This is a genomic window from Shigella sp. FC1661, assembly GCF_001712525.1.
Lineage (GTDB): Bacteria > Pseudomonadota > Gammaproteobacteria > Enterobacterales > Enterobacteriaceae > Escherichia > Escherichia coli.
In genome coordinates, this window is the sequence record NZ_MDGW01000453.1 from 1 (window position 1) to 23,363 (window position 23,363).

18 protein-coding genes and 4 pseudogenes are annotated in these 23,363 nt (G+C 50.7%); 4 read left to right on the forward strand and 18 right to left on the reverse strand.

Annotated elements, in window-relative coordinates; translation table 11 throughout:
* A partial coding sequence (locus BFF42_RS20330; protein ID WP_129927876.1) for an IS1 family transposase occupies positions 1 to 66 on the reverse strand: 66 nt, incomplete at its 3' end.
* Positions 67 to 117: 51 nt separating this feature from the next.
* Positions 118 to 588: pseudogene (yddG, locus tag BFF42_RS20335) on the reverse strand (aromatic amino acid efflux DMT transporter YddG); the annotation flags it as partial.
* Between the two features lie 231 nt (positions 589 to 819).
* Here yddG and fdnG point away from each other — a divergent pair.
* The 3 genes from fdnG to fdnI are packed head-to-tail and all read left to right on the forward strand — an operon-like array spanning position 820 to position 5,410.
* Entirely contained in the window at positions 820 to 3,867 is a 3,048-nt protein-coding gene (fdnG, locus tag BFF42_RS20340; protein ID WP_077897594.1) for a formate dehydrogenase-N subunit alpha, read from the forward strand.
* Between the two features lie 12 nt (positions 3,868 to 3,879).
* Positions 3,880 to 4,764: a formate dehydrogenase N subunit beta gene (fdnH, locus tag BFF42_RS20345; protein WP_001240578.1), complete on the forward strand. Its 885-nt coding sequence runs from the start codon at positions 3,880 to 3,882 to the stop codon at positions 4,762 to 4,764.
* Positions 4,757 to 5,410, forward strand: coding sequence for a formate dehydrogenase-N subunit gamma (gene fdnI, locus BFF42_RS20350; RefSeq protein WP_000045648.1), 654 nt, complete (start codon positions 4,757 to 4,759; stop codon positions 5,408 to 5,410). The genes fdnH and fdnI overlap by 8 nt, the downstream gene beginning before the upstream one ends.
* Before the next feature lie 50 nt (positions 5,411 to 5,460).
* On the opposite strand, the gene BFF42_RS20355 is transcribed toward fdnI, so the two are convergent.
* From BFF42_RS20355 to bdm, 5 genes and pseudogenes are all read right to left on the reverse strand, one after another.
* Positions 5,461 to 5,745 carry a HigA family addiction module antitoxin gene (locus BFF42_RS20355; protein ID WP_000781370.1) on the reverse strand — a complete coding sequence of 95 codons (285 nt, stop codon included), beginning with the start codon at positions 5,743 to 5,745 and terminating at the stop codon, positions 5,461 to 5,463.
* 145 nt (positions 5,746 to 5,890) lie between these two features.
* Positions 5,891 to 6,893, reverse strand: a pseudogene (gene adhP / locus BFF42_RS20360) (alcohol dehydrogenase AdhP).
* 133 nt (positions 6,894 to 7,026) lie between these two features.
* A complete protein-coding gene (maeA, locus tag BFF42_RS20365; protein WP_000433446.1) occupies positions 7,027 to 8,724 on the reverse strand; it encodes a malate dehydrogenase in 1,698 nt (565 codons plus the stop codon).
* Between the two features lie 156 nt (positions 8,725 to 8,880).
* Positions 8,881 to 9,018, reverse strand: a complete 138-nt coding sequence (gene sra, locus BFF42_RS20370) for a stationary-phase-induced ribosome-associated protein (protein WP_000841554.1) — start codon at positions 9,016 to 9,018, stop codon at positions 8,881 to 8,883.
* 101 nt (positions 9,019 to 9,119) lie between these two features.
* Complete coding sequence (bdm, locus tag BFF42_RS20375; RefSeq protein WP_000495766.1) at positions 9,120 to 9,335, reverse strand: biofilm-dependent modulation protein; 216 nt, start codon at positions 9,333 to 9,335, stop codon at positions 9,120 to 9,122.
* A gap of 345 nt (positions 9,336 to 9,680) precedes the next feature.
* Between bdm and osmC the strand changes: the two genes are divergently transcribed.
* Positions 9,681 to 10,112 carry a peroxiredoxin OsmC gene (gene osmC / locus BFF42_RS20380; RefSeq protein ID WP_000152298.1) on the forward strand — a complete coding sequence of 144 codons (432 nt, stop codon included), beginning with the start codon at positions 9,681 to 9,683 and terminating at the stop codon, positions 10,110 to 10,112.
* Between the two features lie 55 nt (positions 10,113 to 10,167).
* Here the strand turns inward: osmC and BFF42_RS20385 are convergent, their stop codons facing one another.
* From BFF42_RS20385 to BFF42_RS20435, 11 genes and pseudogenes are all read right to left on the reverse strand, one after another.
* A complete protein-coding gene (locus BFF42_RS20385) occupies positions 10,168 to 11,094 on the reverse strand; it encodes an oligopeptide/dipeptide ABC transporter ATP-binding protein (RefSeq protein WP_001285566.1) in 927 nt (308 codons plus the stop codon).
* A complete protein-coding gene (locus BFF42_RS20390) occupies positions 11,087 to 12,100 on the reverse strand; it encodes an ABC transporter ATP-binding protein (protein WP_252866580.1) in 1,014 nt (337 codons plus the stop codon). Before BFF42_RS20390 ends, BFF42_RS20385 begins: the two co-directional genes overlap by 8 nt.
* Entirely contained in the window at positions 12,069 to 12,953 is an 885-nt protein-coding gene (ddpC, locus tag BFF42_RS20395; protein ID WP_000979601.1) for a D,D-dipeptide ABC transporter permease, read from the reverse strand. Before ddpC ends, BFF42_RS20390 begins: the two co-directional genes overlap by 32 nt.
* The gene (locus BFF42_RS20400) at positions 12,950 to 13,432 is read right to left on the reverse strand and encodes an ABC transporter permease subunit (RefSeq protein ID WP_146753323.1); all 483 of its coding nucleotides are present in this window, start codon (positions 13,430 to 13,432) and stop codon (positions 12,950 to 12,952) included. Before BFF42_RS20400 ends, ddpC begins: the two co-directional genes overlap by 4 nt.
* 1 nt (position 13,433) lies before the next feature.
* The gene (locus tag BFF42_RS20405; protein WP_000830521.1) at positions 13,434 to 14,984 is read right to left on the reverse strand and encodes an ABC transporter substrate-binding protein; all 1,551 of its coding nucleotides are present in this window, start codon (positions 14,982 to 14,984) and stop codon (positions 13,434 to 13,436) included.
* Positions 14,985 to 14,997: 13 nt separating this feature from the next.
* Positions 14,998 to 15,579 (reverse strand): D-alanyl-D-alanine dipeptidase, encoded by a 582-nt coding sequence (ddpX, locus tag BFF42_RS20410; RefSeq protein ID WP_039060241.1) that lies wholly within the window; start codon positions 15,577 to 15,579, stop codon positions 14,998 to 15,000.
* A 257-nt stretch (positions 15,580 to 15,836) separates the two neighbouring features.
* Entirely contained in the window at positions 15,837 to 18,236 is a 2,400-nt protein-coding gene (gene dosP, locus BFF42_RS20415; protein ID WP_024258606.1) for an oxygen-sensing cyclic-di-GMP phosphodiesterase DosP, read from the reverse strand.
* Positions 18,237 to 18,260: 24 nt separating this feature from the next.
* Positions 18,261 to 19,642, reverse strand: a pseudogene (dosC, locus tag BFF42_RS20420) (diguanylate cyclase DosC).
* A gap of 371 nt (positions 19,643 to 20,013) precedes the next feature.
* Positions 20,014 to 21,333 carry a family 10 glycosylhydrolase gene (locus BFF42_RS20425; protein ID WP_000350400.1) on the reverse strand — a complete coding sequence of 440 codons (1,320 nt, stop codon included), beginning with the start codon at positions 21,331 to 21,333 and terminating at the stop codon, positions 20,014 to 20,016.
* A 130-nt stretch (positions 21,334 to 21,463) separates the two neighbouring features.
* On the reverse strand, positions 21,464 to 22,999 hold the full coding sequence (gene gadC / locus BFF42_RS20430) for an acid resistance gamma-aminobutyrate antiporter GadC (protein ID WP_000246019.1): 1,536 nt from the start codon (positions 22,997 to 22,999) through the stop codon (positions 21,464 to 21,466).
* Positions 23,000 to 23,154: 155 nt separating this feature from the next.
* Positions 23,155 to 23,363 (reverse strand): annotated as a pseudogene (locus BFF42_RS20435) (glutamate decarboxylase); the annotation flags it as partial.

Sequence of the window (23,363 nt, forward strand, 5' to 3'; positions counted from 1 at the left end):
TTTGCCGTTACGCACCACGCCTTCAGTAGCGGAGCAGGAAGGACATCTGATGGAAATGGAAGCCACGCAAGCACCTTAAAATCACCATCATACACTAAATCAGTAAGTTGGCAGCATTACCGGGCTGGTGGTGATATTATTGATGATTTCATCATAATGTAACCCATTCTCACCGCCTAACACCCAGCAGACGCCGACCAGGGCTAATAATAATCCTGGTACAATCAGCCAGTTGGTTTTCTGACCATTAAACAGAATGGCAAAGAGAATTGTCAGGCTGGGCCACAGATAGTTCACCATACCCACTTCAATCGCCTGATGACGGGTCGCCGCATACCCTAAGGAAAGCGCCAGACAGATTTCATAGCTGACGAATAACAGACTCCCGGCGAGTAAATAGCCTTTCGGAATCTGCCGAATACGCGGAAATCCAACCGTGAAGATTAACAGCAGCCCGCTTAATGAATAGATAGCAGCTGCGCCGCCGACCGGGCCGAGCCCCTCGCTGACACCGCGAATCAATCCTACCATCGTGCTCCACAGGACGATCGCTATTAGCCCTATGAGCGTTGCTTTTTGTCGTGTCATGCTCGCTGTTTTGTCTCTCTTGCCGTTAAAAATTAAGCTGAATTTTATAGCATTTTTTTAACTGGCCTGTCAGGCAGTGGTGCGTTTTTCTACCGCTATTGAGGTAGGTCAATTTGCGCAGGCGGATTATTTTGTGGCAAACACGTGTTCTTTTTGATTTCGCGCAAAAAGATTCAGAATTTTACTGTTAGTTTCCTCGCGCAGTAATACCCCTGAAAAAAGAGGAAAGCAATGGACGTCAGTCGCAGACAATTTTTTAAAATCTGCGCGGGCGGTATGGCTGGAACAACGGTAGCGGCATTGGGCTTTGCCCCTAAACAAGCACTGGCTCAGGCGCGAAACTACAAATTATTACGCGCTAAAGAGATCCGTAACACCTGCACATACTGTTCCGTAGGTTGCGGGCTATTGATGTATAGCCTGGGTGATGGCGCGAAAAACGCCAGAGAAGCGATTTATCACATTGAAGGTGACCCGGATCATCCGGTAAGCCGTGGTGCGCTGTGCCCAAAAGGGGCCGGTTTGCTGGATTACGTCAACAGCGAAAACCGTCTGCGCTACCCGGAATATCGTGCGCCAGGTTCTGACAAATGGCAGCGCATTAGCTGGGAAGAAGCATTCTCCCGTATTGCAAAGCTGATGAAAGCTGACCGTGACGCTAACTTTATTGAAAAGAACGAGCAGGGCGTAACGGTAAACCGTTGGCTTTCTACCGGTATGCTGTGTGCCTCCGGTGCCAGCAACGAAACCGGGATGCTGACACAGAAATTTGCCCGCTCCCTCGGGATGCTGGCGGTAGACAACCAAGCGCGCGTCTGACACGGACCAACGGTAGCAAGTCTTGCTCCAACATTTGGTCGCGGTGCGATGACCAACCACTGGGTGGATATCAAAAACGCTAACGTCGTAATGGTAATGGGCGGTAACGCTGCTGAAGCGCATCCCGTCGGTTTCCGCTGGGCGATGGAAGCGAAAAACAACAACGATGCAACCTTGATCGCTGTCGATCCTCGTTTTACGCGTACCGCTTCTGTGGCGGATATTTACGCACCTATTCGTTCCGGTACGGACATTACGTTCCTGTCTGGCGTTTTGCGCTACCTGATCGAAAACAACAAAATCAACGCCGAATACGTTAAACATTACACCAACGCCAGCCTGCTGGTGCGTGATGATTTTGCTTTCGAAGACGGCCTGTTCAGCGGCTACGACGCTGAAAAACGCCAGTATGATAAGTCGTCCTGGAACTATCAGTTCGATGAAAACGGCTATGCAAAACGCGATGAAACACTGACTCATCCGCGCTGTGTGTGGAACCTGCTGAAAGCGCACGTTTCCCGCTACACGCCGGACGTCGTTGAAAACATCTGCGGTACGCCAAAAGCCGACTTCCTGAAAGTGTGTGAAGTGCTGGCCTCCACCAGCGCACCGGATCGCACAACCACCTTCCTGTACGCGCTGGGCTGGACGCAGCACACCGTGGGTGCGCAGAACATCCGTACTATGGCGATGATCCAGTTGCTGCTCGGTAACATGGGTATGGCCGGTGGCGGCGTGAACGCATTGCGTGGTCACTCCAACATTCAGGGGCTGACTGACTTAGGTCTGCTCTCTACCAGCCTGCCAGGTTATCTGACGCTTCCGTCAGAAAAACAGGTTGATTTGCAGTCGTATCTGGAAGCGAACACGCCGAAAGCGACGCTGGCTGGTCAGGTGAACTACTGGAGCAACTATCCGAAGTTCTTCGTTAGCCTGATGAAATCTTTCTATGGCGATGCCGCGCAGAAAGAGAACAACTGGGGCTATGACTGGCTGCCGAAGTGGGACCAGACCTACGACGTCATCAAGTATTTCAACATGATGGACGAAGGCAAAGTCACCGGTTATTTCTGCCAGGGCTTTAACCCGGTTGCGTCCTTCCCGGACAAAAACAAAGTGGTGAGCTGCCTGAGCAAGCTGAAGTACATGGTGGTTATCGATCCGCTGGTGACTGAAACCTCTACCTTCTGGCAGAACCACGGCGAGTCGAACGATGTCGATCCGGCGTCTATTCAGACTGAAGTATTCCGTCTGCCTTCGACCTGCTTTGCCGAAGAAGATGGTTCTATCGCTAACTCCGGTCGCTGGTTGCAGTGGCACTGGAAAGGTCAGGACGCGCCGGGCGAAGCGCGTAACGACGGCGAAATTCTGGCGGGTATCTACCATCATCTGCGCGAGCTGTACCAGGCCGAAGGTGGTAAAGGCGTAGAACCGCTGATGAAGATGAGCTGGAACTACAAGCAGCCGCACGAACCGCAATCTGACGAAGTGGCTAAAGAGAACAACGGCTACGCGCTGGAAGATCTCTATGACGCTAATGGCGTGCTTATTGCGAAGAAAGGTCAGTTGCTGAGTAGCTTTGCGCATCTGCGTGATGACGGTACAACCGCATCTTCTTGCTGGATCTACACCGGTAGCTGGACAGAGCAGGGCAACCAGATGGCTAACCGCGATAACTCCGACCCGTCCGGTCTGGGGAATACGCTGGGATGGGCCTGGGCGTGGCCGCTCAACCGTCGCGTGCTGTACAACCGTGCTTCGGCGGATATCAACGGTAAACCGTGGGATCCGAAACGGATGCTGATCCAGTGGAACGGCAGCAAGTGGACGGGTAACGATATTCCTGACTTCGGCAATGCCGCACCGGGTACGCCAACCGGGCCGTTTATCATGCAGCCGGAAGGGATGGGACGCCTGTTTGCCATCAACAAAATGGCGGAAGGTCCGTTCCCGGAACACTACGAGCCGATTGAAACGCCGCTGGGCACTAACCCGCTGCATCCGAACGTGGTGTCTAACCCGGTTGTTCGTCTGTATGAACAAGACGCGCTGCGGATGGGTAAAAAAGAGCAGTTCCCGTATGTGGGTACGACCTATCGTCTGACCGAGCACTTCCACACCTGGACCAAGCACGCATTGCTCAACGCAATTGCTCAGCCGGAACAGTTTGTGGAAATCAGCGAAACGCTGGCGGCGGCGAAAGGCATTAATAATGGCGATCGTGTCACTGTCTCCAGCAAGCGTGGCTTTATCCGCGCGGTGGCTGTGGTAACGCGTCGTCTGAAACCGCTGAATGTAAATGGTCAGCAGGTTGAAACGGTGGGTATTCCAATCCACTGGGGCTTTGAGGGTGTCGCGCGTAAAGGTTATATCGCTAACACTCTGACGCCGAATGTCGGTGATGCAAACTCGCAAACGCCGGAATATAAAGCGTTCTTAGTCAACATCGAGAAGGCGTAAGGGGGCGAACAGATGGCTATGGAAACGCAGGACATTATCAAAAGGTCCGCAACTAACTCCATCACGCCGCCTTCTCAGGTGCGTGATTACAAAGCAGAAGTCGCAAAACTTATCGACGTTTCCACCTGTATCGGCTGTAAAGCCTGTCAGGTGGCGTGTTCGGAGTGGAACGACATCCGTGATGAAGTGGGGCACTGCGTCGGGGTTTACGATAACCCCGCCGATCTGAGCGCCAAGTCCTGGACGGTGATGCGCTTTAGCGAAACCGAACAGAACGGCAAGCTGGAGTGGCTGATCCGTAAAGACGGCTGTATGCACTGTGAAGATCCCGGCTGCCTGAAGGCGTGCCCGTCTGCTGGTGCAATCATTCAGTACGCTAACGGGATTGTCGATTTCCAGTCGGAAAACTGCATCGGCTGTGGTTACTGCATTGCCGGGTGTCCGTTTAATATTCCGCGCCTCAACAAAGAGGATAACCGGGTATATAAATGCACGCTCTGCGTCGATCGCGTCAGCGTCGGCCAGGAACCGGCTTGTGTGAAAACCTGTCCGACCGGGGCTATCCACTTCGGCACCAAGAAGGAGATGCTGGAGCTGGCGGAACAGCGCGTGGCGAAACTGAAAGCGCGTGGTTACGAACATGCTGGCGTCTACAACCCGGATGGGGTCGGTGGTACGCACGTTATGTACGTGCTGCATCACGCCGATCAGCCGGAGCTGTATCACGGTCTGCCGAAAGATCCGAAGATCGACACCTCGGTAAGCCTGTGGAAAGGCGCGTTGAAACCGCTGGCAGCGGCTGGCTTTATTGCCACTTTTGCCGGGTTGATTTTCCACTACATCGGTATTGGCCCGAATAAGGAAGTGGACGATGACGAGGAGGATCATCATGAGTAAGTCGAAAATGATTGTGCGCACCAAATTTATTGATCGCGCCTGTCACTGGACCGTGGTGATTTGCTTCTTCCTGGTGGCGCTGTCCGGGATTTCGTTCTTCTTCCCGACGCTGCAATGGCTGACGCAAACCTTCGGTACGCCGCAGATGGGACGCATTTTGCACCCGTTCTTCGGCATTGCGATTTTCGTCGCGCTGATGTTTATGTTTGTGCGTTTTGTGCATCACAACATCCCGGATAAGAAAGATATTCCGTGGCTATTGAACATTGTCGAAGTATTAAAAGGCAATGAGCACAAAGTGGCGGATGTTGGTAAGTACAACGCCGGGCAAAAGATGATGTTCTGGTCGATCATGAGCATGATTTTCGTGCTGTTGGTGACCGGGGTGATTATCTGGCGTCCGTACTTTGCGCAGTACTTCCCGATGCAGGTTGTTCGCTACAGCCTGCTGATCCACGCGGCTGCCGGTATCATCCTGATCCACGCCATCCTGATCCATATGTATATGGCATTCTGGGTGAAAGGATCGATTAAAGGGATGATCGAAGGGAAGGTAAGCCGTCGCTGGGCGAAGAAACACCATCCGCGCTGGTATCGTGAAATCGAGAAGGCAGAAGCGAAAAAAGAGAGTGAAGAAGGGATATAATCTCTTTTGAACTTTAAGCTGAAAATGGCGCTTTAAGAAGCGCCATTTTTTTATTGCGTAACCAGACGGCGCAGTCGCGACACATCCACCGTTTTTTCAGCCTCTGCCAGACTCCAGGCGTTTTGCAGATTCAGCCACATTTGCGGCGAACTGCCGATCACCACGGAAAGTTTAATTGCCATTTCTGGCGTCAAAGCTGCTTTTCCGGTCAGCAATCGGCTTGCCGTTGAGGGCGCAATTTCCATTGCTCTGGCAAACTCGCGCAGGCTGACATTAAGTTCGTCCAGTGATTCCTGAATAATGTCCCCCGGGCGGGGATGATTGGCCATTTTCATTAGTGTCTTTACTCTCAGTAGCGTTCCTTCTCTGGGAACACTATCATTATTGTTCCTTCCTACGCAACAATAATCCATTTAGCCATTTCATGTTGGAGAGTGTGCGATGCTGCGACCCGAACATGGGAGTCGCAGCAAAGACCTCTTAGTGACGGAAATCAATCACCATACGGCCACGGATTTTGCCTTCTTCCATCTCGGTAAAGATGGTGTTGATGTCCGCTAACGGACGCAGGGCGACTTTCGGCACAACTTTGCCTTCGGCGGCAAACTGGAAGGCTTCGGTTAGATCCTGGCGCGTGCCGACCAGCGAACCGACCACTTCAATGCCATCCAGCACAAGACGTGGGATATCCAGGCTCATAGACTCCGGCGGCAGACCGACAGCCACAACACGACCGCCTGCACGGACAGCATCAACTGCCGAGTTAAACGCAGCTTTAGCTACTGCTGTTACCACCGCAGCGTGAGCGCCACCGGTTTTCTCCTGCACAATTTAGGCGGCGTCTTCGGTGCGTGAGTTAATCGCTAAATCTGCACCCATTTCGGTTGCCAGTTTTAACTGCTCATCATTGACATCAATGGCGATCACTTTGGCGTTAAAGACATTCTTCGCGTATTGCAGGGCGAGGTTACCCAGACCGCCAAGACCGTAGATAGCAATCCACTGACCGGGACGAATTTTTGACAGTTTAACGGCTTTGTAGGTGGTGACCCCCGCACAGGTAATGCTGTTGGCCGCCGCCGAGTCCAGACCATCTGGCACTTTTACCGCGTAATCGGCGACCACGATGCACTCTTCCGCCATCAACGCTGTATCCGGCATTTTTAACTGAACGGCAGAGCGTTTCGTTACCACTGTTACAGTATTCGCAATGACCGCATCCTTCGTAAAACCACGCCACGCTGGCACGATCGCCTAGTTTTAATGAGGTGACACCTGGGCCAACTTCTGCCACCACACCGATGCCTTCATGGCCCAGAATTACCCCAGTTTTGTCACCAAAATAGCCATTCTTAACATGAAGATCGGTATGACATACACCACAACACTCCATTTTCAGCAGGGCTTCGCCATGTTTCAGTGAGCGCAGTGTTTTATCCGTAACGTCAACATGATGATCCTTCGTAACAACTGCAGCCTTCATAGTTCCTCCTTTTCGGATGATGTTCTGCATAGCAGGTGAGGCAAATGAGATTTATTCGCCACTACCCAGTATGGATGAGATCTGAAAAAGGGAGAGGGAAATAGCCCGGTAGCCTTCACTACCGGGCGCAGGCTTAGATGGAGGTACGGCGGTAGTCGCGGTATTCGGCTTGCCAGAAATTATCGTCAATGGCTTGTTGCAAAGCTTCAGCAGACGTTTTCACCGCCACGCCTTGCTGCTGCGCCATTTTGCCAACCGCAAACGCAATTGCGCGGGAGACTTTCTGAATATCTTTCAGTTCCGGTAGTACCAGACCTTCGCCGTTCAGCACCAGCGGCGAATACTGAGCAAGCGTTTCACTTGCTGACATCAGCATCTCATCGGTGATACGTGACGCGCCGGAAGCAATAACACCCAGCCCGATGCCAGGGAAAATAAAGGCGTTGTTACACTGGGCGATAGGGTAGATTTTATCTTTCCATACCACTGGATTAAACGGGCTGCCAGTGGCGACCAGCGCGTTACCTTCGGTCCAGGCGATAATGTCCTGCGGTGTGGCTTCCACGCGTGACGTCGGGTTAGACAGCGGCATCACGATCGGACGCGGACAGTGTTTATGCATCTCACGGATGATCTCTTCCGTAAACAGCCCGGTCTGTCCTGAGACGCCAATCAGAATATCTGGTTTTACATTGCGCACCACATCCAGCAGTGACAGCACATCGCTGTCGGTATCCCAGTCACTGAGGTTTTCGCGTTTCTGCACCAGTTTGGTCTGGAAAGGCAGCAGGTTCGGCATCTTGTCCGTCAGCAGGCCAAAGCGATCGACCATAAAGACTTTCTGCCGCGCCGCTTCCTCGCTTAATCCTTCGCGCTGGGTCTGGGCGATGATCATTTCGGCAATGCCGCATCCCGCTGAACCTGCACCAAGGAAGACGATTTTTTTCTCGCTTAACTGACCACCTGCCGCTCGGCTTGCTGCGATCAGTGTGCCGACTGTTACCGCCGCAGTGCCCTGAATGTCATCGTTAAAAGAACAAATTTCATTGCGATAGCGGTTAAGTAACGGCATCGCATTTTTTTGAGCAAAGTCTTCAAACTGCAACAGCACGTCTGGCCAGCGTTGTTTCACAGCTTGGATAAATTCATCAACGAATTCATAGTATTCGTCGTCAATGATACGCGGATTACGCCAGCCCATATACAGCGGATCGTTAAGCAGCTGTTGGTTGTTCGTTCCGACATCCAGCACCACCGGAAGGGTATACGCCGGGCTGATGCCGCCACAGGCGGTATAGAGCGACAGTTTACCGATCGGAATGCCCATCCCGCCGATGCCCTGGTCACCAAGCCCCAGAATACGTTCACCGTCAGTCACCACAATCACTTTGATATTATGGTTCGGTACGTTTTGCAGAATATCGTCCATATTGTGGCGGTTCTGGTAAGAAATAAACACGCCGCGTGAACGGCGGTAGATCTCAGAAAAACGCTCACAGGCTGCGCCGACGGTTGGGGTATAAATAACAGGCATCATCTCATCAAGATGATTGTTTACCAGACGGTAGAAGAGGGTTTCGTTGGTGTCCTGGATGTTACGCAGGTAGATGTGTTTGTCGATTTCGGTTTTGAATCCCTGATACTGGATCCATGCTCGTTCCGCTTGTTCTTCGATGGTTTCGACCACTTCCGGCAGTAACCCCAGCAGGTTGAAGTTACGGCGTTCTTCCATGCTGAAGGCACTGCCTTTATTCAACAACGGAAATTCCAGCAGTACAGGGCCAGCGTAAGGGATATAAAGCGAACGCTGTTTTTTTGTTTTTGGTTCCATGTCACTCACTCTTTTTTGAATATCCATCCCTGGCACGCTTTTATCGTCTTTGCTTTACCGCCAGGGCGTCGGCCCCAAGTATAAAGCAGATAAAAACAAAAACACCATTGCGCAGGCAATGGTGTTTAATCGTCATTGAGGACTGATGGTTATGAATTACTTTTCAGCGGGGCGTTTTCTGCCGGTTGGGTTATTTACCACGCTGGATTTGTCACCTTCGGTAACTATTTTGCGCTGGTTAGAAATTTTATGGTCCAGTCCAAGAATATGACGTGCCTGACGGTTCGATTTCATTTTAACTCCTCAATCCTGTTGCTAGTTTTAAGGACAACATCGCCGTAGCGAAGAAACACGTGCTAAACCCCTAAATTAGGTTGCCGATCAAGCATAGCACCTTAAAGCGTAGGGTGCTGGCCACTGACCACATAATTGATCGTTTGCTGGTAGATATCACTGAGGATGTCGTTATCAGAAGCTTCCACCCATTTGGTCAGCTCCATGAGAATGTCATCTTCAGTGACAACACCGTGCTCTGCCCGAAGGCCTTGCTCAATGGCATTAACCAGAGCGGGTTCTGCTGTTGAATTTTCTGCCTGATAATAAGTAAACATAGTGATTCTCCGTGTCTGTGTATTTATGGTGTCTGCTACGGATCGCAGATTTATAAAGCACATTCAGCATGGCAAATATTTGCCGCTTCGTTGTTAAGATTAGTCCTGGTTGATGATTTTTATATTTTAACCTCATGATATTGATAGGTATTATTATTGTGGTGAGTTGATTAATATTAATGCAATATCTCTTGGGTTATATATTCCCGGTTATCTATTGTGGAAATTTAATTTAAGTGCAGAAGTAATATTTCTGCCGGATTTTTATTCGGAATATCCTGCTTATCCTCGTGCTGTTTCTCACGTAGTCTATAATTTCCTTTTTAAGCCCACATGAGAGCAACAATGACAATCCATAAGAAAGGTCAGGCACACTGGGAAGGCGATATCAAACGCGGGAAGGGAACAGTATCCACCGAGAGTGGCGTGCTGAACCAACAGCCGTATGGATTTAACACGCGTTTTGAAGGCGAAAAAGGAACTAACCCTGAAGAACTGATTGGCGCAGCGCATGCCGCATGTTTCTCAATGGCGCTTTCATTCATGCTGGGGGAAGCGGGATTTACGCCAACATCGATTGATACCATCGCCGATGTGTCGCTGGATAAAGTGGATGCCGGTTTTGCGATTACGAAAATCGCACTGAAGAGTGAAGTTGCGGTGCCGGGTATTGATGCCTCTACCTTTGACGGCATCATCCAGAAAGCAAAAGCAGGATGCCCGGTCTCTCAGGTACTGAAAGCGGAAATTACGCTGGATTACCAGTTGAAATCGTAAAGCATTGCCGGATGACGTGTCAGGCGCGTGAATGCCTGATGCGTTGTTAGCATCTCTACAGCGCCCGCCAGCACCGGAGCTCACGTCCGTCCTCCCTTATTGCTAATGATTGCCGGACTTCACATCCGCTGGTTGCAAGGGGGCAACGTTCGTAGAAAAAACAGCCTTGCGGCAACGTGCGGTTTCCCGGCAGATCCGTTTTACGTAATGCCCATTCTTCCTCCAGCGGTTTATCAATGGCGGGGAGGGAATCCAGCAATAATCGGGTGTATGGATGTGCCGGAGCCGTTAGCACCTGTTGCGCGTCGCCCAGTTCTACAATCTGCCCGAGATACATCACCGCCACCCGATCGCTCATATGACGTATCACCGAGACATTGTGTGAAATCAGCACATAGGTCAGCCCGTGATTTTCCTGTAGCGTTACCAGTAAATTGAGGATCTGCGCCTGCACGGAGATATCCAGCGCAGAGGTTGGCTCATCAAGCACAATCACGTCAGGCTGCGAAGAGAGTGCTCTGGCAATGGCGATACGTTGCCGCTGCCCGCCGGAGAACGCATGAGGCAGGCGGTCGAGATACTCCGGACGAATACCCACCTGCACAGCCAGCTCCTCTGCCAACGCTCGCCGCTGTTGTTCACTACTATGCTTAGCTATCCAGAGCGGTTCTGTGATGATGCGCCACACCGGTAAGCGCGGATTGAGCGAAGAGAGCGGGTCCTGAAACACCATCTGCATAATGCGTTGTGAGCCAGAACGGATGTACTGCCCGTGGCTCGGTTGCAGCATACCCATTAAAAGCTGTGCGAGGGTGCTTTTGCCGCAGCCTGACTCGCCGACGATCCCTAAGGTTTCACCACGGCGGATCTGTAAATCAATACCATTAATCGCATGAACATGTTCCGTAGTTTTACCAAGCCAGTTTTTACGGGCCGGGAAATTGATATGGACGCCGCGTAACGTTAATAACGTGTCAGACACTTATGACCTCCTGCTGCGGATACCAACAGGCGCAGCGCTGGTTGTTGTCACCACACGCTGTCAGCGCCGGGACGTTTTCACACTGTGCACCTGCCGCATAGCAACGATCGCGAAAAGCGCAGCCGTCAGGCAAATGGGTGAGGTTTGGTACCGTCCCTGGAATGGCGGGTAATAGCTGGCGTGGTACTCCATGTTCTGGTGCACATTGGAGCAAACCAATGGTATACGGATGCCGGGGATGATGGATAACGTCTGCCCTCACGCCGCTTTCAATTACGCTTCCGGCATACATCACGTAAACGCTATCGCACAGTTGCGACACCACGGCCATATCATGGCTGATGAACAGAACCGCAGTTCCACTGGCGCGGGCTTTATGTTTAAGCAAACGCAGTACCTGCAACTGCACCGTGACGTCCAGCGCCGTAGTCGGTTCGTCGGCAATAATCAATTGCGGCTCGCAGGAGAATGCCAGCGCAATCATTACCCGCTGGCGCATACCACCTGAAAGCTCAAACGGATAGCGCGACATAACTTCCACGGCATCCGGGATTTGCATCTCTTCCAGCAGGACAATCGCTTTAGCTCTGGCTTCCCGACGACTTATTGGTTGATGATGGCGGATCACGTCCATCATCTGAAGACCTATTCGACGTGTCGGATTGAGGGCGGTCATCGGTTCCTGAAAGATCATCGCCACTCGTGCGCCGCGCCACTGACGAAGCTGTTTTTCCCGAGCGTTAAGAACATCGTCTCCCAGCAGTGAAATCTGCCCCCGATGTACGCAATAACTGCCCGTCGGTAGCAGACGCATAATCAGCATTGCGGTGACTGATTTACCTGAGCCGGATTCTCCCACCAGACCGACAATTTCACCGCGGTTAATCTGCAAGGACACATTGTTGAGCGCGTGAACATCACCGTTAAAACCGGGGAAACTCAAATGCAGCTGTTGAATGTCCAGAACGGGCTGGTCATGACTGCTTTCCTCCTGCTTTCGGGTCAAGCAGATCGCGAATACCATCACCAAAGAGATTAAACCCAACGGCGGTAAGCAAAATCGCTGCCCCCGGAAATGCGCAATACCACCACTGATCGAGTACATAGTTGCGACCATTCGCTACCATCGCGCCCCATTCAGCACTCGGTTGTTGAGCACCCAGGCCAATAAATCCCAACGTGGCGGCCATTAAAATCGCGCTACCGATATCCAGCGATGCCTGCACGATCAGCGGCGGCAGGGAGTTACGTAAAATATGCCAGCTGATCAGATGCCAACGCGACGCACCAAAGGTTTTCGCCGCCTGAACATAGGTATACTGGCGTACAACTAATGCTTGCCCCCGCGCCAGGCGCACATAAAAGGGAATTCGCACAATAGCAATCGCCAGCATGGCGTTAAATAAACTCGGCCCGAGAGCGGCAGCCAGTGCCATTGTCAGTACCAACGAAGGAATCGACAGCATAATGTCCATGATGCGCATGATGATGGCGTCTGCGCGTCCGCCAAGCACACCGAGTAGCGAACCAATCATACCCGCAATGGCAACCACGACTAATCCGGCGAGAATTGATTGCTGACTGCCGACCAGTACGCGGCTGAACAGATCGCGTCCCACTTCATCGGTGCCAAACCAGTGCGCCGCAGAAGGCGGCAAAAGGCGGGCGGTTAAATCAATGGCGTTGGGATCATGCGTCGCAAGCCACGGTGAAAAAAACATCATCAATAGCATTAATACAATGATGACTGCGCCGGTCACGGTGAGCGGACTGCCTTTCAGCATCCATACCAGTTTTGCACCGTTAAATCGCGTTTGTTTTTGTGGGCGTACGGCGGACGTTTCCTCGCTTAGCATCATTCACCACCTCCACGTCCGATACGCGGATCAATCCACAAATAGAGCAAATCCACCACCAGGTTGACCAGCACATAAGCAAATGAAACCACGACGGCAAAGCCCATCACTGCCGGGAAGTCGAGCGCCTGTATTGATGTTACTACCCATGCACCCATTCCGGGCCAGGCAAAAACGGTTTCGGTGAGCACTGCGCCATACAACAAATCGCCCAGCGCCAGACCCAATACGGTAATCGATGGGATCAACGCATTGGGTAGCGCATAACATAAAACGATATACCAGCCGGGCAAGCCGCTGGCCCGGGCGGTACGAATGTAGTCTTCACTCAATTGTTCCAGCATCGCTGCGCGGTCACCCGCCAGTAACCGCGCCGGATCGCCAGGGATCAGATGCGAGATAATAAACGTAATCACGCAGACGCCCGCCACCACGAGCACCAGCCCCCAGCAGCGTTGGCGTAAAATACTCCAGAAGGTCACGTTATTTACTCATGGTATTGATATTGAAGACCTGTTCCAGCATGGGATTGAACACAAAGCCTTTCACCTCTTTGTTCATCGCCAGTTGGTAGTTTTTCTGGAACAGGTACACATAAGCAGCGTCATCAATGACGATTTTCTGTGCCTGCTGGTAGTCCCGGGTACGCTGCGTCTGGTCGGTGGTCGCAAGCGCATTGCGCAGTAACTTATCGACCTCACTGTTTTCATAGAACGAGCGGTTACCCGGCAGACCTTTTTTGTCTGACTCAAACCAGTAATTCATAAACATATACGGGTCGGCAAAATCTGGACTCCAGTTGCCAATCGCAATGTCGTAATCACCTTTACCCACTCTGTCGCGCATGGTGGCGTTCGCCAGTTTTTCCAGCTTCACATTGATGTCCAGCTTGTTGAGACTGGATTGTGTCGCCAGAGCAATAGGCTCCCAGTTCGGATCCTTATCGGAGTAGAGAAACGTCAGGCTGGTGGGTTTGCTCGTCACTTTATCCCATTCGGCTTTGGCTTTCGTTTCGTCATGGTTGTATTGCATTGCCGTCGCATCGTAGCCCCACATGCCTTCCGGAATCGGGCCGCGCATCTGTTTTCCGTTACCACTCAGAATGCCGTTAACCATGCCCTGATAATCGGTAGACCAGGAAATGGCCCGACGCAGATCCGCCTGATTAAGAGGCGCTTTGCTGTTATTCAGATACAGGTAGGTGACGCGCAGTGACGGATACTCTGCCACATTGACTTTGTTTTCCTGCTTCAGGGCGTTGAGTTGATCCACCGGCAGCGCATCGGCAATGTCAATATCACCACGGGAGAGCTGCAGGCGACGGGAGGCACTTTCACCAATAATTTTTACCGATACTCGCTTAAAGTTCGGTTTATTGCCAGGGTAATGCGGATTTGGCACCAGAACTAATTGCTGACCTTTTTGCCAGCTTTTCAGCATAAATGGTCCGGAACCGGCGGTATTTTGCGCGAGGAAGCCGCGGGCATCATCCGCTGCATGTTCCTTTAACACCGCCGGATTGATAATGGATGCACCGTCATTCGCCAGCGTGTAGAGGAACGGTGCGAATGGCTGGCTAAGGGTAAACTTCACCGTATGTTCGTCGGGAGCATCAATCTTTAAATCTTTGGGAAATGCTTCTGCTGGCCCCTGGCCGATTTTTAGTAGCCGCTCAAAAGAGAGTTTTACTGCTTCGGCAGTGACCGGTGTGCCATCGGCAAATTTAGCATTGTCCTTCAGGGTGAACGTCCACTCTTTTTGATCGTCAGACGCTTTCCAGCTACTTGCCAGATCGCCTTCAACGTCGGTTGAGCCTTTATCACCGTCCGTTTTGTACTGAACCAGCCGCTGATAAGACGGGTAGGTCACCGTCCAGTCGTTATTATCTATTGTTACCGCCGGGGCGAGGGTTTGTGGATCGGCGGCCTTACCAATCACCAGCATATCTTTCGGTACGGCGGCGTGCGCAACCGGGAAAGTTGTGGCAAGGACGAGCGCGAGCAATGTAGGACGAAACGGTATCGATCTCTTCATGACAGTTTCCTGATTAACTGACGTGCTGTGTGCCAGGGGATATAAAACAGGTGAATTGATCAGCGAGCAGTGGGTAACTCGCTGCCTGGGGTAATTCGAAGTGCCACCATTCGCTGGAGATACCGACAAAACCGCCACGAGTCATAATCGCATTCAGCAACAGCCGATTGCGCTGAGCGGCGGGCGGGACGGAAGGGTGATAGGCATGGGAGCGCTCGTGCATTTCATCGAACCCTGCGCCCATATTGAGGATGTTCCCGTGCTCATCACGAAGCGTCAGGTCGATCGCCGTGCCACGGCTGTGATTAGAACCGACCGTCACATCAACAACATATTGCGGGTCTGGGCAGGCTTGCCACAACATCGCCTGTGCTTGTTGTGGGCGATACGCATCGTAAATCACCAGTTGTAAGCCTGACAGCTGGGCGATACTGATACTTTTCGCCAGCGCGGTAATCGCATCCTTGTGTAGCAGACAACGCGCTTGCTGATAAATAGCTTTACCTGTGATGTTATCAGCGCAGGCGTATTTCAATTCGATCTCCAGATCAGGGAAGATTACGGCTAAATCAACCAGTTCGGTGGTATCCAACATAAACGGTTCCTGTATAAGACAAAAATTGCTGCGCTTTCCGCTTATGCAGATCTCATTCCATGCCGGGATAAGCGCCAGAATGCTGGCTTAAAGTTATATTTTTTAACTTTTGATCAACATTTGTGCAGCGTAGTGCAGTTTTGGTGCAAGAGGGGAAGTTAAGGAAGGAATCTCCCGGAATCGTAGCTGAAATCACAGTATTTAAGTGACGGTGTCACGTTAAATGAAAACCCGCGAGTGCGGGCGAGAGGAATTTGTCAGATTTTCAGCGGTAACACGCTGCTCATCCAGCCTGGAATTTCTTCGGCGGGTAGGGGGCGGGAAAAGAAATATCCCTGAATAACGCGACAGTGGATCTTGCGTAGCATCTCAAATTGCTCTTTGGTTTCGACGCCTTCCGCCACGACGGTTAAATTGAGGCTTTGCCCAATGCTGGTAATGGCTTCAAGTAAGGCAAGGATGCGTTTTTCGGTCAGACAACGATCGACAAAACTTTTGTCAATTTTGATTTCCGTTACCGGAAGACTGACTAAGCGGGATAATCCGGAAAAGCCCGTACCAAAATCATCTACCGATAAGCCCACGCCCATATCACGCAGGATCTGAATGCGCTTAAAGATTTCGGTATCGTGTTCCATCATCATGCTTTCCGTGATTTCTACCGTCAGCTGGTGGCCGTCAATACCCCAGGCGTGCATTGCATCAGACACCTGATTAGGCAGTTGATTACTGCGAAAGTGCAGTGCGGACAAGTTAACGGAAAGCGCCGGGATATGAATATTCTGGCTACGCCATTCTGCTAACTGACGGCAAGCTTCCGCGATGACCCAGCGCCCAATATTTTCGATTTCACCAATCTCTTCTGCGAGAGGAATAAACCGTGAAGGGGGCACATGACCATGCTGGGGATCGTGCCAGCGCGCAAGGGCTTCGATGCCGTACAGTTCACCCGTTTCTGCGAAGATTTGCGGCTGGTAAACAAGTTTCAGTTGGTTATTGCTAATCGCTTCTTTCAGCGCTGCGCCTAAAACCAAACGCTCTTTTACCATTTCGTTCATCGCCGGGCTGAAGAACTGCCAGCCGTTACCGCCATTCTTGCGAATATAATCTATTGCATTGTGAGCAGTGGAGAGTAGGTAATCGCGGTTTTTACCCACGTCGTAGCTGATGCCAATACTCAAGGTAAGCGGGAATGGTTTATCGTCAATCATTATCGGCTTGCTGACCACATTCCGTAGCTCATCGGCGATCTGGGTAATGTTACTGACGTCGTTTTCCAGGCTCACGAGGACAAACTGCGTACCTTCGATACGACAGAGATACTGATCCGGTTTGAGTTTTCCACGAAAGCGATTGACCACTTCCAGCAATGCCTGATCGGCCCACGCATAGCCAAGGCTATCAATCACATCCTGAATATGGTCAACACCGATGAGATACACCACCGGAGAGACGGCTTTGTCGACCAGGTCATCGAGGTAATTGTGCAGGTTATTGCGATTTGGCAGACCGGTCATCGGATCAAATTGGATGAGTTGTTCAATATGCTGGCGGCTTTTTTCCTGTTCCAGCGCCAGCGCGGCCATATGCTGACTGATATCTGCCACGCGTTCGATAAAGGCGCTGGTTTCTGCTCCTGACGAGGTTTTAATTTGCAGGATCCCCGCAGGCGCGCCATCACGCTGACGAATGGTCGCTGACCAGCTTTGCGCATTTTGAACTTCTGCACCGTGCGAAGATGACGCCCAGTGTATCGGCATCCCGTTGCGCAGTGCGAACAGCGAAACATGCGATTCGTTGAGAACAGATTCGATGTTACGACAAATGATTTCCCCCATTTCATGAAATGGCGGGCTGCTGCACATGGCGGCGAGAATATTGCCTTCAAGCTGGCGGATTTGCCGTTCTTCGGTGATATCCGAGAAAGTCATTACCAGGTTCTGCAGATGCGCGAGCACGTCATAAACCGGGCTGATAGAGGCTTTAATCCAGATTTTTTCACCGGTGCGCGTCAACAGCAGAAATTCGTCCTGATCGCGGGCGGTTTTCCATAGCAACTGTTGTAAACGAATGCGGTTATCGGCAGGGAATTCAGGAATGTTCAGGAGTGTATCGGGCTGCATACCGCAGGCTTCGCTAATGCAGTAACCAAACATTTCGGTAAATGCGCGATTGCACTGCACAATATGGCGTTCCGGATCGAGGACAATCACCGGTCGGTCGAGATGGTCAACGGCAATAATCAATTGTCGGGTCTGTTCTTTTTGCGCCATTTCTACGCTGGCATCCCGTACCAGCGCCAGGTAATAAACTTTCCCCTCGGCGCTCACTTTCGATAGCGCAAAACGGGTCCAGATTTTACTGCCGTCTTTTTTCTCCAGCTGCAGCTCCCGACTCATCCCCTCGACGCGCGCTTTACCACCTTCACGGTTATGACGAATGTATTCAGGATGCGCAGGACGCAAATCCCGCGGAATCAGCATATCAATGTTATTGCCAATGACTTCTTCACGTTTGTACCCCCAGAGCTTCTCTGCGGCGGGGTTGAAAAACATCACTTCATCATTTTCGTTAATTAACACCGCGCCCATCATATTTTGTTCAAGGGCGGGGAAAAAAATGCCATCGGCGGCATTTTCCGCATCGGTTAGCTTCATGATTACCTCTGCATCCTGGCGCATCTAAAGACTGGCTTTCCAGAGTTCAACACGGTTTCTACCTCGTCTTTTGGCGATATACAGAGCTTCATCGGCTATTTGAATGAGGCGCTCATAGTCAGGATGACCATTAAACATGGCGGCACCGATGGAAAGTGAGAGGGCAATATCCTCGCCGTTTGCGGCTTTCAGTTTGGTTTTCTCCGCCCGACTGCGAATACGTTCTGCGGTACGTAACGTTTCGTTTTCAGAAGCTTCAGTCAAAACAATGATAAATTCATCGCCCCCGTAGCGAAAAACATAATCACTACTGCGGACGTTGTCATAAAAGGCCTGAGAGACTTTACGCAGAATTTCATCGCCAGTGTTATGGCCCCACGTATCGTTGATCTCTTTGAATTTATCAACGTCAATAATCAGCACTGACAGCGGTGTACCGGTCAGGTTGGCATGGGCAATTTCGCGTTTGAAGATAGTCGGCAGGAAGCGGCGGTTAAGTAATTTCGTCAGTACATCCATACCGACTTCGTGGCGCGATACTTCTTCAAACAATTCACGCAGCAAGGTAATAATTTGCGATACAGTATTTCTTATCTGTAATAAAAATTTCACCCGCAGACTTCTGTTATTCAAATTCCTGGTGTTACGCATGGTTTGATTGAATATACCGTCGAAATCCTGAATCAGACGGGAGATATGCCTACTTCGGCAATGCCACTAAAATAATGTCGACCTTTATGGTTAAACCACAGGCCAAAATCAGCCTGGCTTAAAGGCAAACTACTGCCTAAATCAGAATCCAGCAGGATTTTATAGATAATATCTATTTCCCATGAAAGTATTGAGGCTATTTGCCGTTCTTTTTCTTCTTCGGCGTTTTCTAGTAACGAGAAGATACGATAGTTTTCATCTTCCTTTGAGGCACTACTGTCACTAAAGGTAAACGCGCGGGTCATCACTTCCATAGCGATATCAATACTGTTAATCGAGAAATGGTAGACCTGAAGTTTTTCTGCGGCAGAATAATCCGAAGAGAAGATTACCGGATAGAGGATTTTTTTCAGCACCCGAAACCCCATCTCGACAATTTCTACCGGAATTCCTATGCGGGCATGCACTTCCGCGACGGTATGCTGGATTTGTATTAGCCTTTCGACATCGTCAACCTGGGCAGAAAGCACGTTAATAATCCAGCGTTCCATCGCACTTTTCAACTGCCGCTCAACTTGTTCATTACTCAAGAATTCTTCGGCATGCGGGTCGATGCGGACAATTCGATAAAACTCGATACTCAGATAATGAGCATGCGCAACGGCAATTTCCGCGGCTTTAGCACGAATGAGTGGATCTGCCTGTTCGACAAGTCCGGTCCACTCATCTTTCATTCTTTTAAAATACATCTCCATAATTCACACCCTTATAAGGCTGGGAAATCAGACGGAATCAAAACGCAACGTGCGAGATCGACTAACTGCACCATATTCTCCTGAAATATGAAGATATACTGAAAAGAAATAAGCGACTTAGGACAGTTTCAATCTACGCTACTGTTCTTCAGAAGAGTATAGCCCATCGTAATTATTTTTCGGTGACAGCGAATATCGTATGGTTTTTCATATTCATACATTTTTATTAGGGATTTATAGCTGTTTAACTAAGTGTGGTTAATTGCGTGGTTAATTTGACTTATGTAAGCATGATTACTAGTGGGATATTTCACAAGGTGTAACAAGCCGGTGGGTAAAGCACCGGCTTGTTACAAAGTAAGCATGGGAGTTTAACTGCCCCAACGACTTTGCAGATAGCTGACCGCTTGTTGAGTCTGCGGTTTATTCAGATAGTCCTCACGGAACAAGATGGTGCCGCTAATTTCTGGTACCGCATCGTTAAGATCGAGCTGCTTTTTCAGTTCCGGTACGCCGCCGTTAATCATCCAGTCTGGCTCTATCTTTGAAGGTTCACCCACTTTATAGAAGGCGATACCGATATACAGGCGGGTCCTGGTCGGTTTAACGACATCCGCCCACCATTTTGCCAACACGTCATAACGCGCGGCACTCCGTGAGAACGGCCAGTAAATTTGGGGAGCAATGTAATCCAGCAATCCTTGTTCCACCCATCGACGGGTGTCAGCGTAGGATTCGTCATAGGCTGCCGCGCCTCGGGTATCGGAACCGAGCGGATCGTGTGATCGGTTACGCCACACGCCTGCCGGGCTAACGCCAAATTCGACTCCCGGCTTAATGCTTTTAATGGTGTGCGATACTTTTGTAATTAACTGCTGAGTATTGTTGCGCCGCCAGTCTGCTTTTGACGCAAATGCGCCTCCGTATTTACGGTACGTTTCGTTATCATTTAGCCGTGAACCCGGTGACTCCGTATAGAAATAGTCGTCAAACTGCACGCCATCTACCGGATAGCGGGAAACCACTTCGGCGACTATTGATGTGATCCAGTCCTGAACCTCAGGGATGCCCGGGTCGAGGACAAAGCGATCGCCAGACGTTCTGATCCAGTCACGGTGTTGCACATAGACGCTCGCCGGTTGTTGAGACAGAGTGCTATTCAGTTCCCTGATAGTACCGGGCTTCGTATTAACCGATACGCGATAGGGGTTAAACCAGGCGTGTACTTTCATCCCACGCTTGTGGGCTTCGTCGAGCATAAATTGCAGCGGATCGTAACCCGGATTTTCACCAATCTTACCGGTCATAAGATCGGACCACGGCAAAATTTTCGATGGCCACAGGGCGGTACCGTCCGGCTTGACCTGGAAAAAGACCGTGTTTATACCGAGACGTTGCAGATGATCCAGTTTGTCGATCATCGCCTGTTGTTGTACACGGGCCCGGCTGGTGGGGTTACTAATGTTAACCGAGGAAACCGGTGGCCAGTCGAGGCGAGACACCGTGGCCAGCCAGATGCCACGCATCGGTTGTGACGATTGTTGCGTCGTGGCTGGTGGCTTTGAACCTGCTGGTGGTGTCACCATGGACTCTGGAGGCGTGCTTTTACAACTACACAGTAAAAGTGCCAGTGCAACCAGTATCGCTGGTCTTCTAATCGTTAATTTCTTGTTTCGGGAGCAGATATCCATATGTGCTGGTTTCCGGTAAACAGATGTGCGCTCATTCTCGTACTTATCCCGGTTAAGTCAATACGACAGCAAGCACGAAAAAGGGAGCGATGAATTATCGCTCCCTTGTCTTATAACCATTCAGACATGGTTAGTGTTTCTTGTCATTCATCACAATATAGTGTGGTGAACGTGCACGCGGGTGCAGGAAGAAGTGACCTTTTGGTGCGTTCTGACTGTTGATTGGCTCCAGAGTGACGCCGGTATTCGCTTTGCCTTTACGATCATGAACAGCATAGAGAATAAAGGGCAGGGCAAGTACCACCAGGAAACTAACGACCAGTAATTCAACATACATATCGGTAGAGTCACCCTGGATGTTATCCGGCGGCAGGAAGGAAACAATAAACGCCATAATTGAAGTCAGCAGACCGACAATTGCCACGACCAGTTTCACCCCTTTACCACCAGGGATATTAAATGTGCGTTTTAAGTCAGGATGTTTAAGAACCAACACAATGTAGCCAATAAACAGCATGAAATAAGCACACAGATAAATCACCACCGTCAGCGCCAGTGCGATCAGGAAGGACATGTTGTTACCGCCACCGGTATTGGTGAGGATGATCAACGCGATAGAAGTAATCACCAGCTGCGAAATGACCAGCGTTACCGGTACGCCATTTTTGTTCATTTTAGCGAATGCCGCTGGCAGCAGGTTTTTCTGCGCTGTGACATACATCCCGCGAGAAGGACCAACAATCCAGGAGGCGATTTCCGCCAGAACACCCAGCAACAGCAGTGCGGAGATCACGCGAACCGTCCACTCAATTTCCGGTGCCACATGGGACATCAGAACGGTAAAGGTTTGCATTACCCCTGCGGAGAGGTTGATTTCATTACCCGGAATGACCATCGCAATAGATAAACCGCCAACAGAGCTTAAGCAGATTGCCGCCACCATCAGCAGTAACATAGCCAGTGGATAGTCGCGCCCGGGGTTGCTCATTTCATTGACGTGAGTTGCGGAAGCTTCTACGCCCATATAACTCAAAATGAAGGCAACAAATACAACCAGTGTGCCCACTTTAGAGAAGTCAGGGAAGAAGGTCTTCGAATCCATTTCGATAGCAACGGGGGCACCGGAGTGCAGATAAATAGCCGCTAATGCGATCAAAATAAATGCAGGTAACAGGATACCGGCGAAGAAGCCAACTTTAGCAATTCGCGCCGTGTATTTCGTGCCACCAAACTGCGTTAATGCCAGCGCCCAAAGAATGATGAGTGCTGCAATAGTTTTGGTAATGGGGTCTTCATTCAGCGCTGGCCATTTCAGGATGTAGGAGAGTGCCCCTAACACGAAATAGAGCATCGGAATAAAACCAATGGCGATTTGCAGATAGCCAAATGAGATCGCTGCAAATCCCCATCTCGGCCCCAGAGTATTTGATACCCAGGCGAAGACACCACCTTCTTCCCAGCCGTCGACGGTGGCCATTTCCGCAGCACAAAGTCCCACGGGAATAAACCATAAAATCCCGCCTAATAGCAGGAAGAAGACTAATGAAAAGCCCGATGTTGCGAAGGTAGGGTATTCATAAACAGCCATTACCATCGATGCCGTTATGGCAAAGAATCCGAGTAATGTGAGCTGCTTAGCTTTACCTGTCTGTACTGATGTAGCCATATTATCCCCCTAAAATGGTATTCCTGTCGGAACCGCACCTGTTTTGTTCTGAAGCGTATTCAGAACAATATTTTCCGTTGCTAATGCCAGTGAACAGACTTTGGAAATTGTCCCGAAACGGGTTCGTTTCGGGACACCGTTACCGTTAAACGTTATCAGGTATGTTTAAAGCTGTTCTGCTGGGCAATACCCTGCAGTTTCGGGTGATCGCTGAGATATTTCAGGGAGGCTTTGTAGTCTTCCAGCAACAGTTCAACAAAGTCCATTTCGAAGCCGCGACGACACATAATGCGCATCACCACGATGTCGGTGGCTTCACCGCCGAGAGTGAAGGCCGGAACCTGCCAGCCGCGCAGACGCAGAC

Excerpts from the sequence above, each read along its gene's own strand:
- gadC (WP_000246019.1), bottom strand. The coding sequence starts at position 22,999 with ATGGCTACATCAGTACAGACAGGTAAAGCTAAGCAGCTCACATTACTC.
- bdm (WP_000495766.1), bottom strand. The coding sequence starts at position 9,335 with ATGTTTACTTATTATCAGGCAGAAAATTCAACAGCAGAACCCGCTCTG.
- fdnI (WP_000045648.1), top strand. The coding sequence starts at position 4,757 with ATGAGTAAGTCGAAAATGATTGTGCGCACCAAATTTATTGATCGCGCC.
- dosP (WP_024258606.1), bottom strand. The coding sequence starts at position 18,236 with ATGAAGCTAACCGATGCGGAAAATGCCGCCGATGGCATTTTTTTCCCC.
- fdnH (WP_001240578.1), top strand. The coding sequence starts at position 3,880 with ATGGCTATGGAAACGCAGGACATTATCAAAAGGTCCGCAACTAACTCC.
- BFF42_RS20425 (WP_000350400.1), bottom strand. The coding sequence starts at position 21,333 with ATGGATATCTGCTCCCGAAACAAGAAATTAACGATTAGAAGACCAGCG.
- BFF42_RS20405 (WP_000830521.1), bottom strand. The coding sequence starts at position 14,984 with ATGAAGAGATCGATACCGTTTCGTCCTACATTGCTCGCGCTCGTCCTT.
- maeA (WP_000433446.1), bottom strand. The coding sequence starts at position 8,724 with ATGGAACCAAAAACAAAAAAACAGCGTTCGCTTTATATCCCTTACGCT.
- BFF42_RS20355 (WP_000781370.1), bottom strand. The coding sequence starts at position 5,745 with ATGAAAATGGCCAATCATCCCCGCCCGGGGGACATTATTCAGGAATCA.
- ddpC (WP_000979601.1), bottom strand. The coding sequence starts at position 12,953 with ATGATGCTAAGCGAGGAAACGTCCGCCGTACGCCCACAAAAACAAACG.
- sra (WP_000841554.1), bottom strand. The coding sequence starts at position 9,018 with ATGAAATCGAACCGTCAGGCACGTCATATTCTTGGACTGGACCATAAA.
- osmC (WP_000152298.1), top strand. The coding sequence starts at position 9,681 with ATGACAATCCATAAGAAAGGTCAGGCACACTGGGAAGGCGATATCAAA.
- ddpX (WP_039060241.1), bottom strand. The coding sequence starts at position 15,579 with ATGTTGGATACCACCGAACTGGTTGATTTAGCCGTAATCTTCCCTGAT.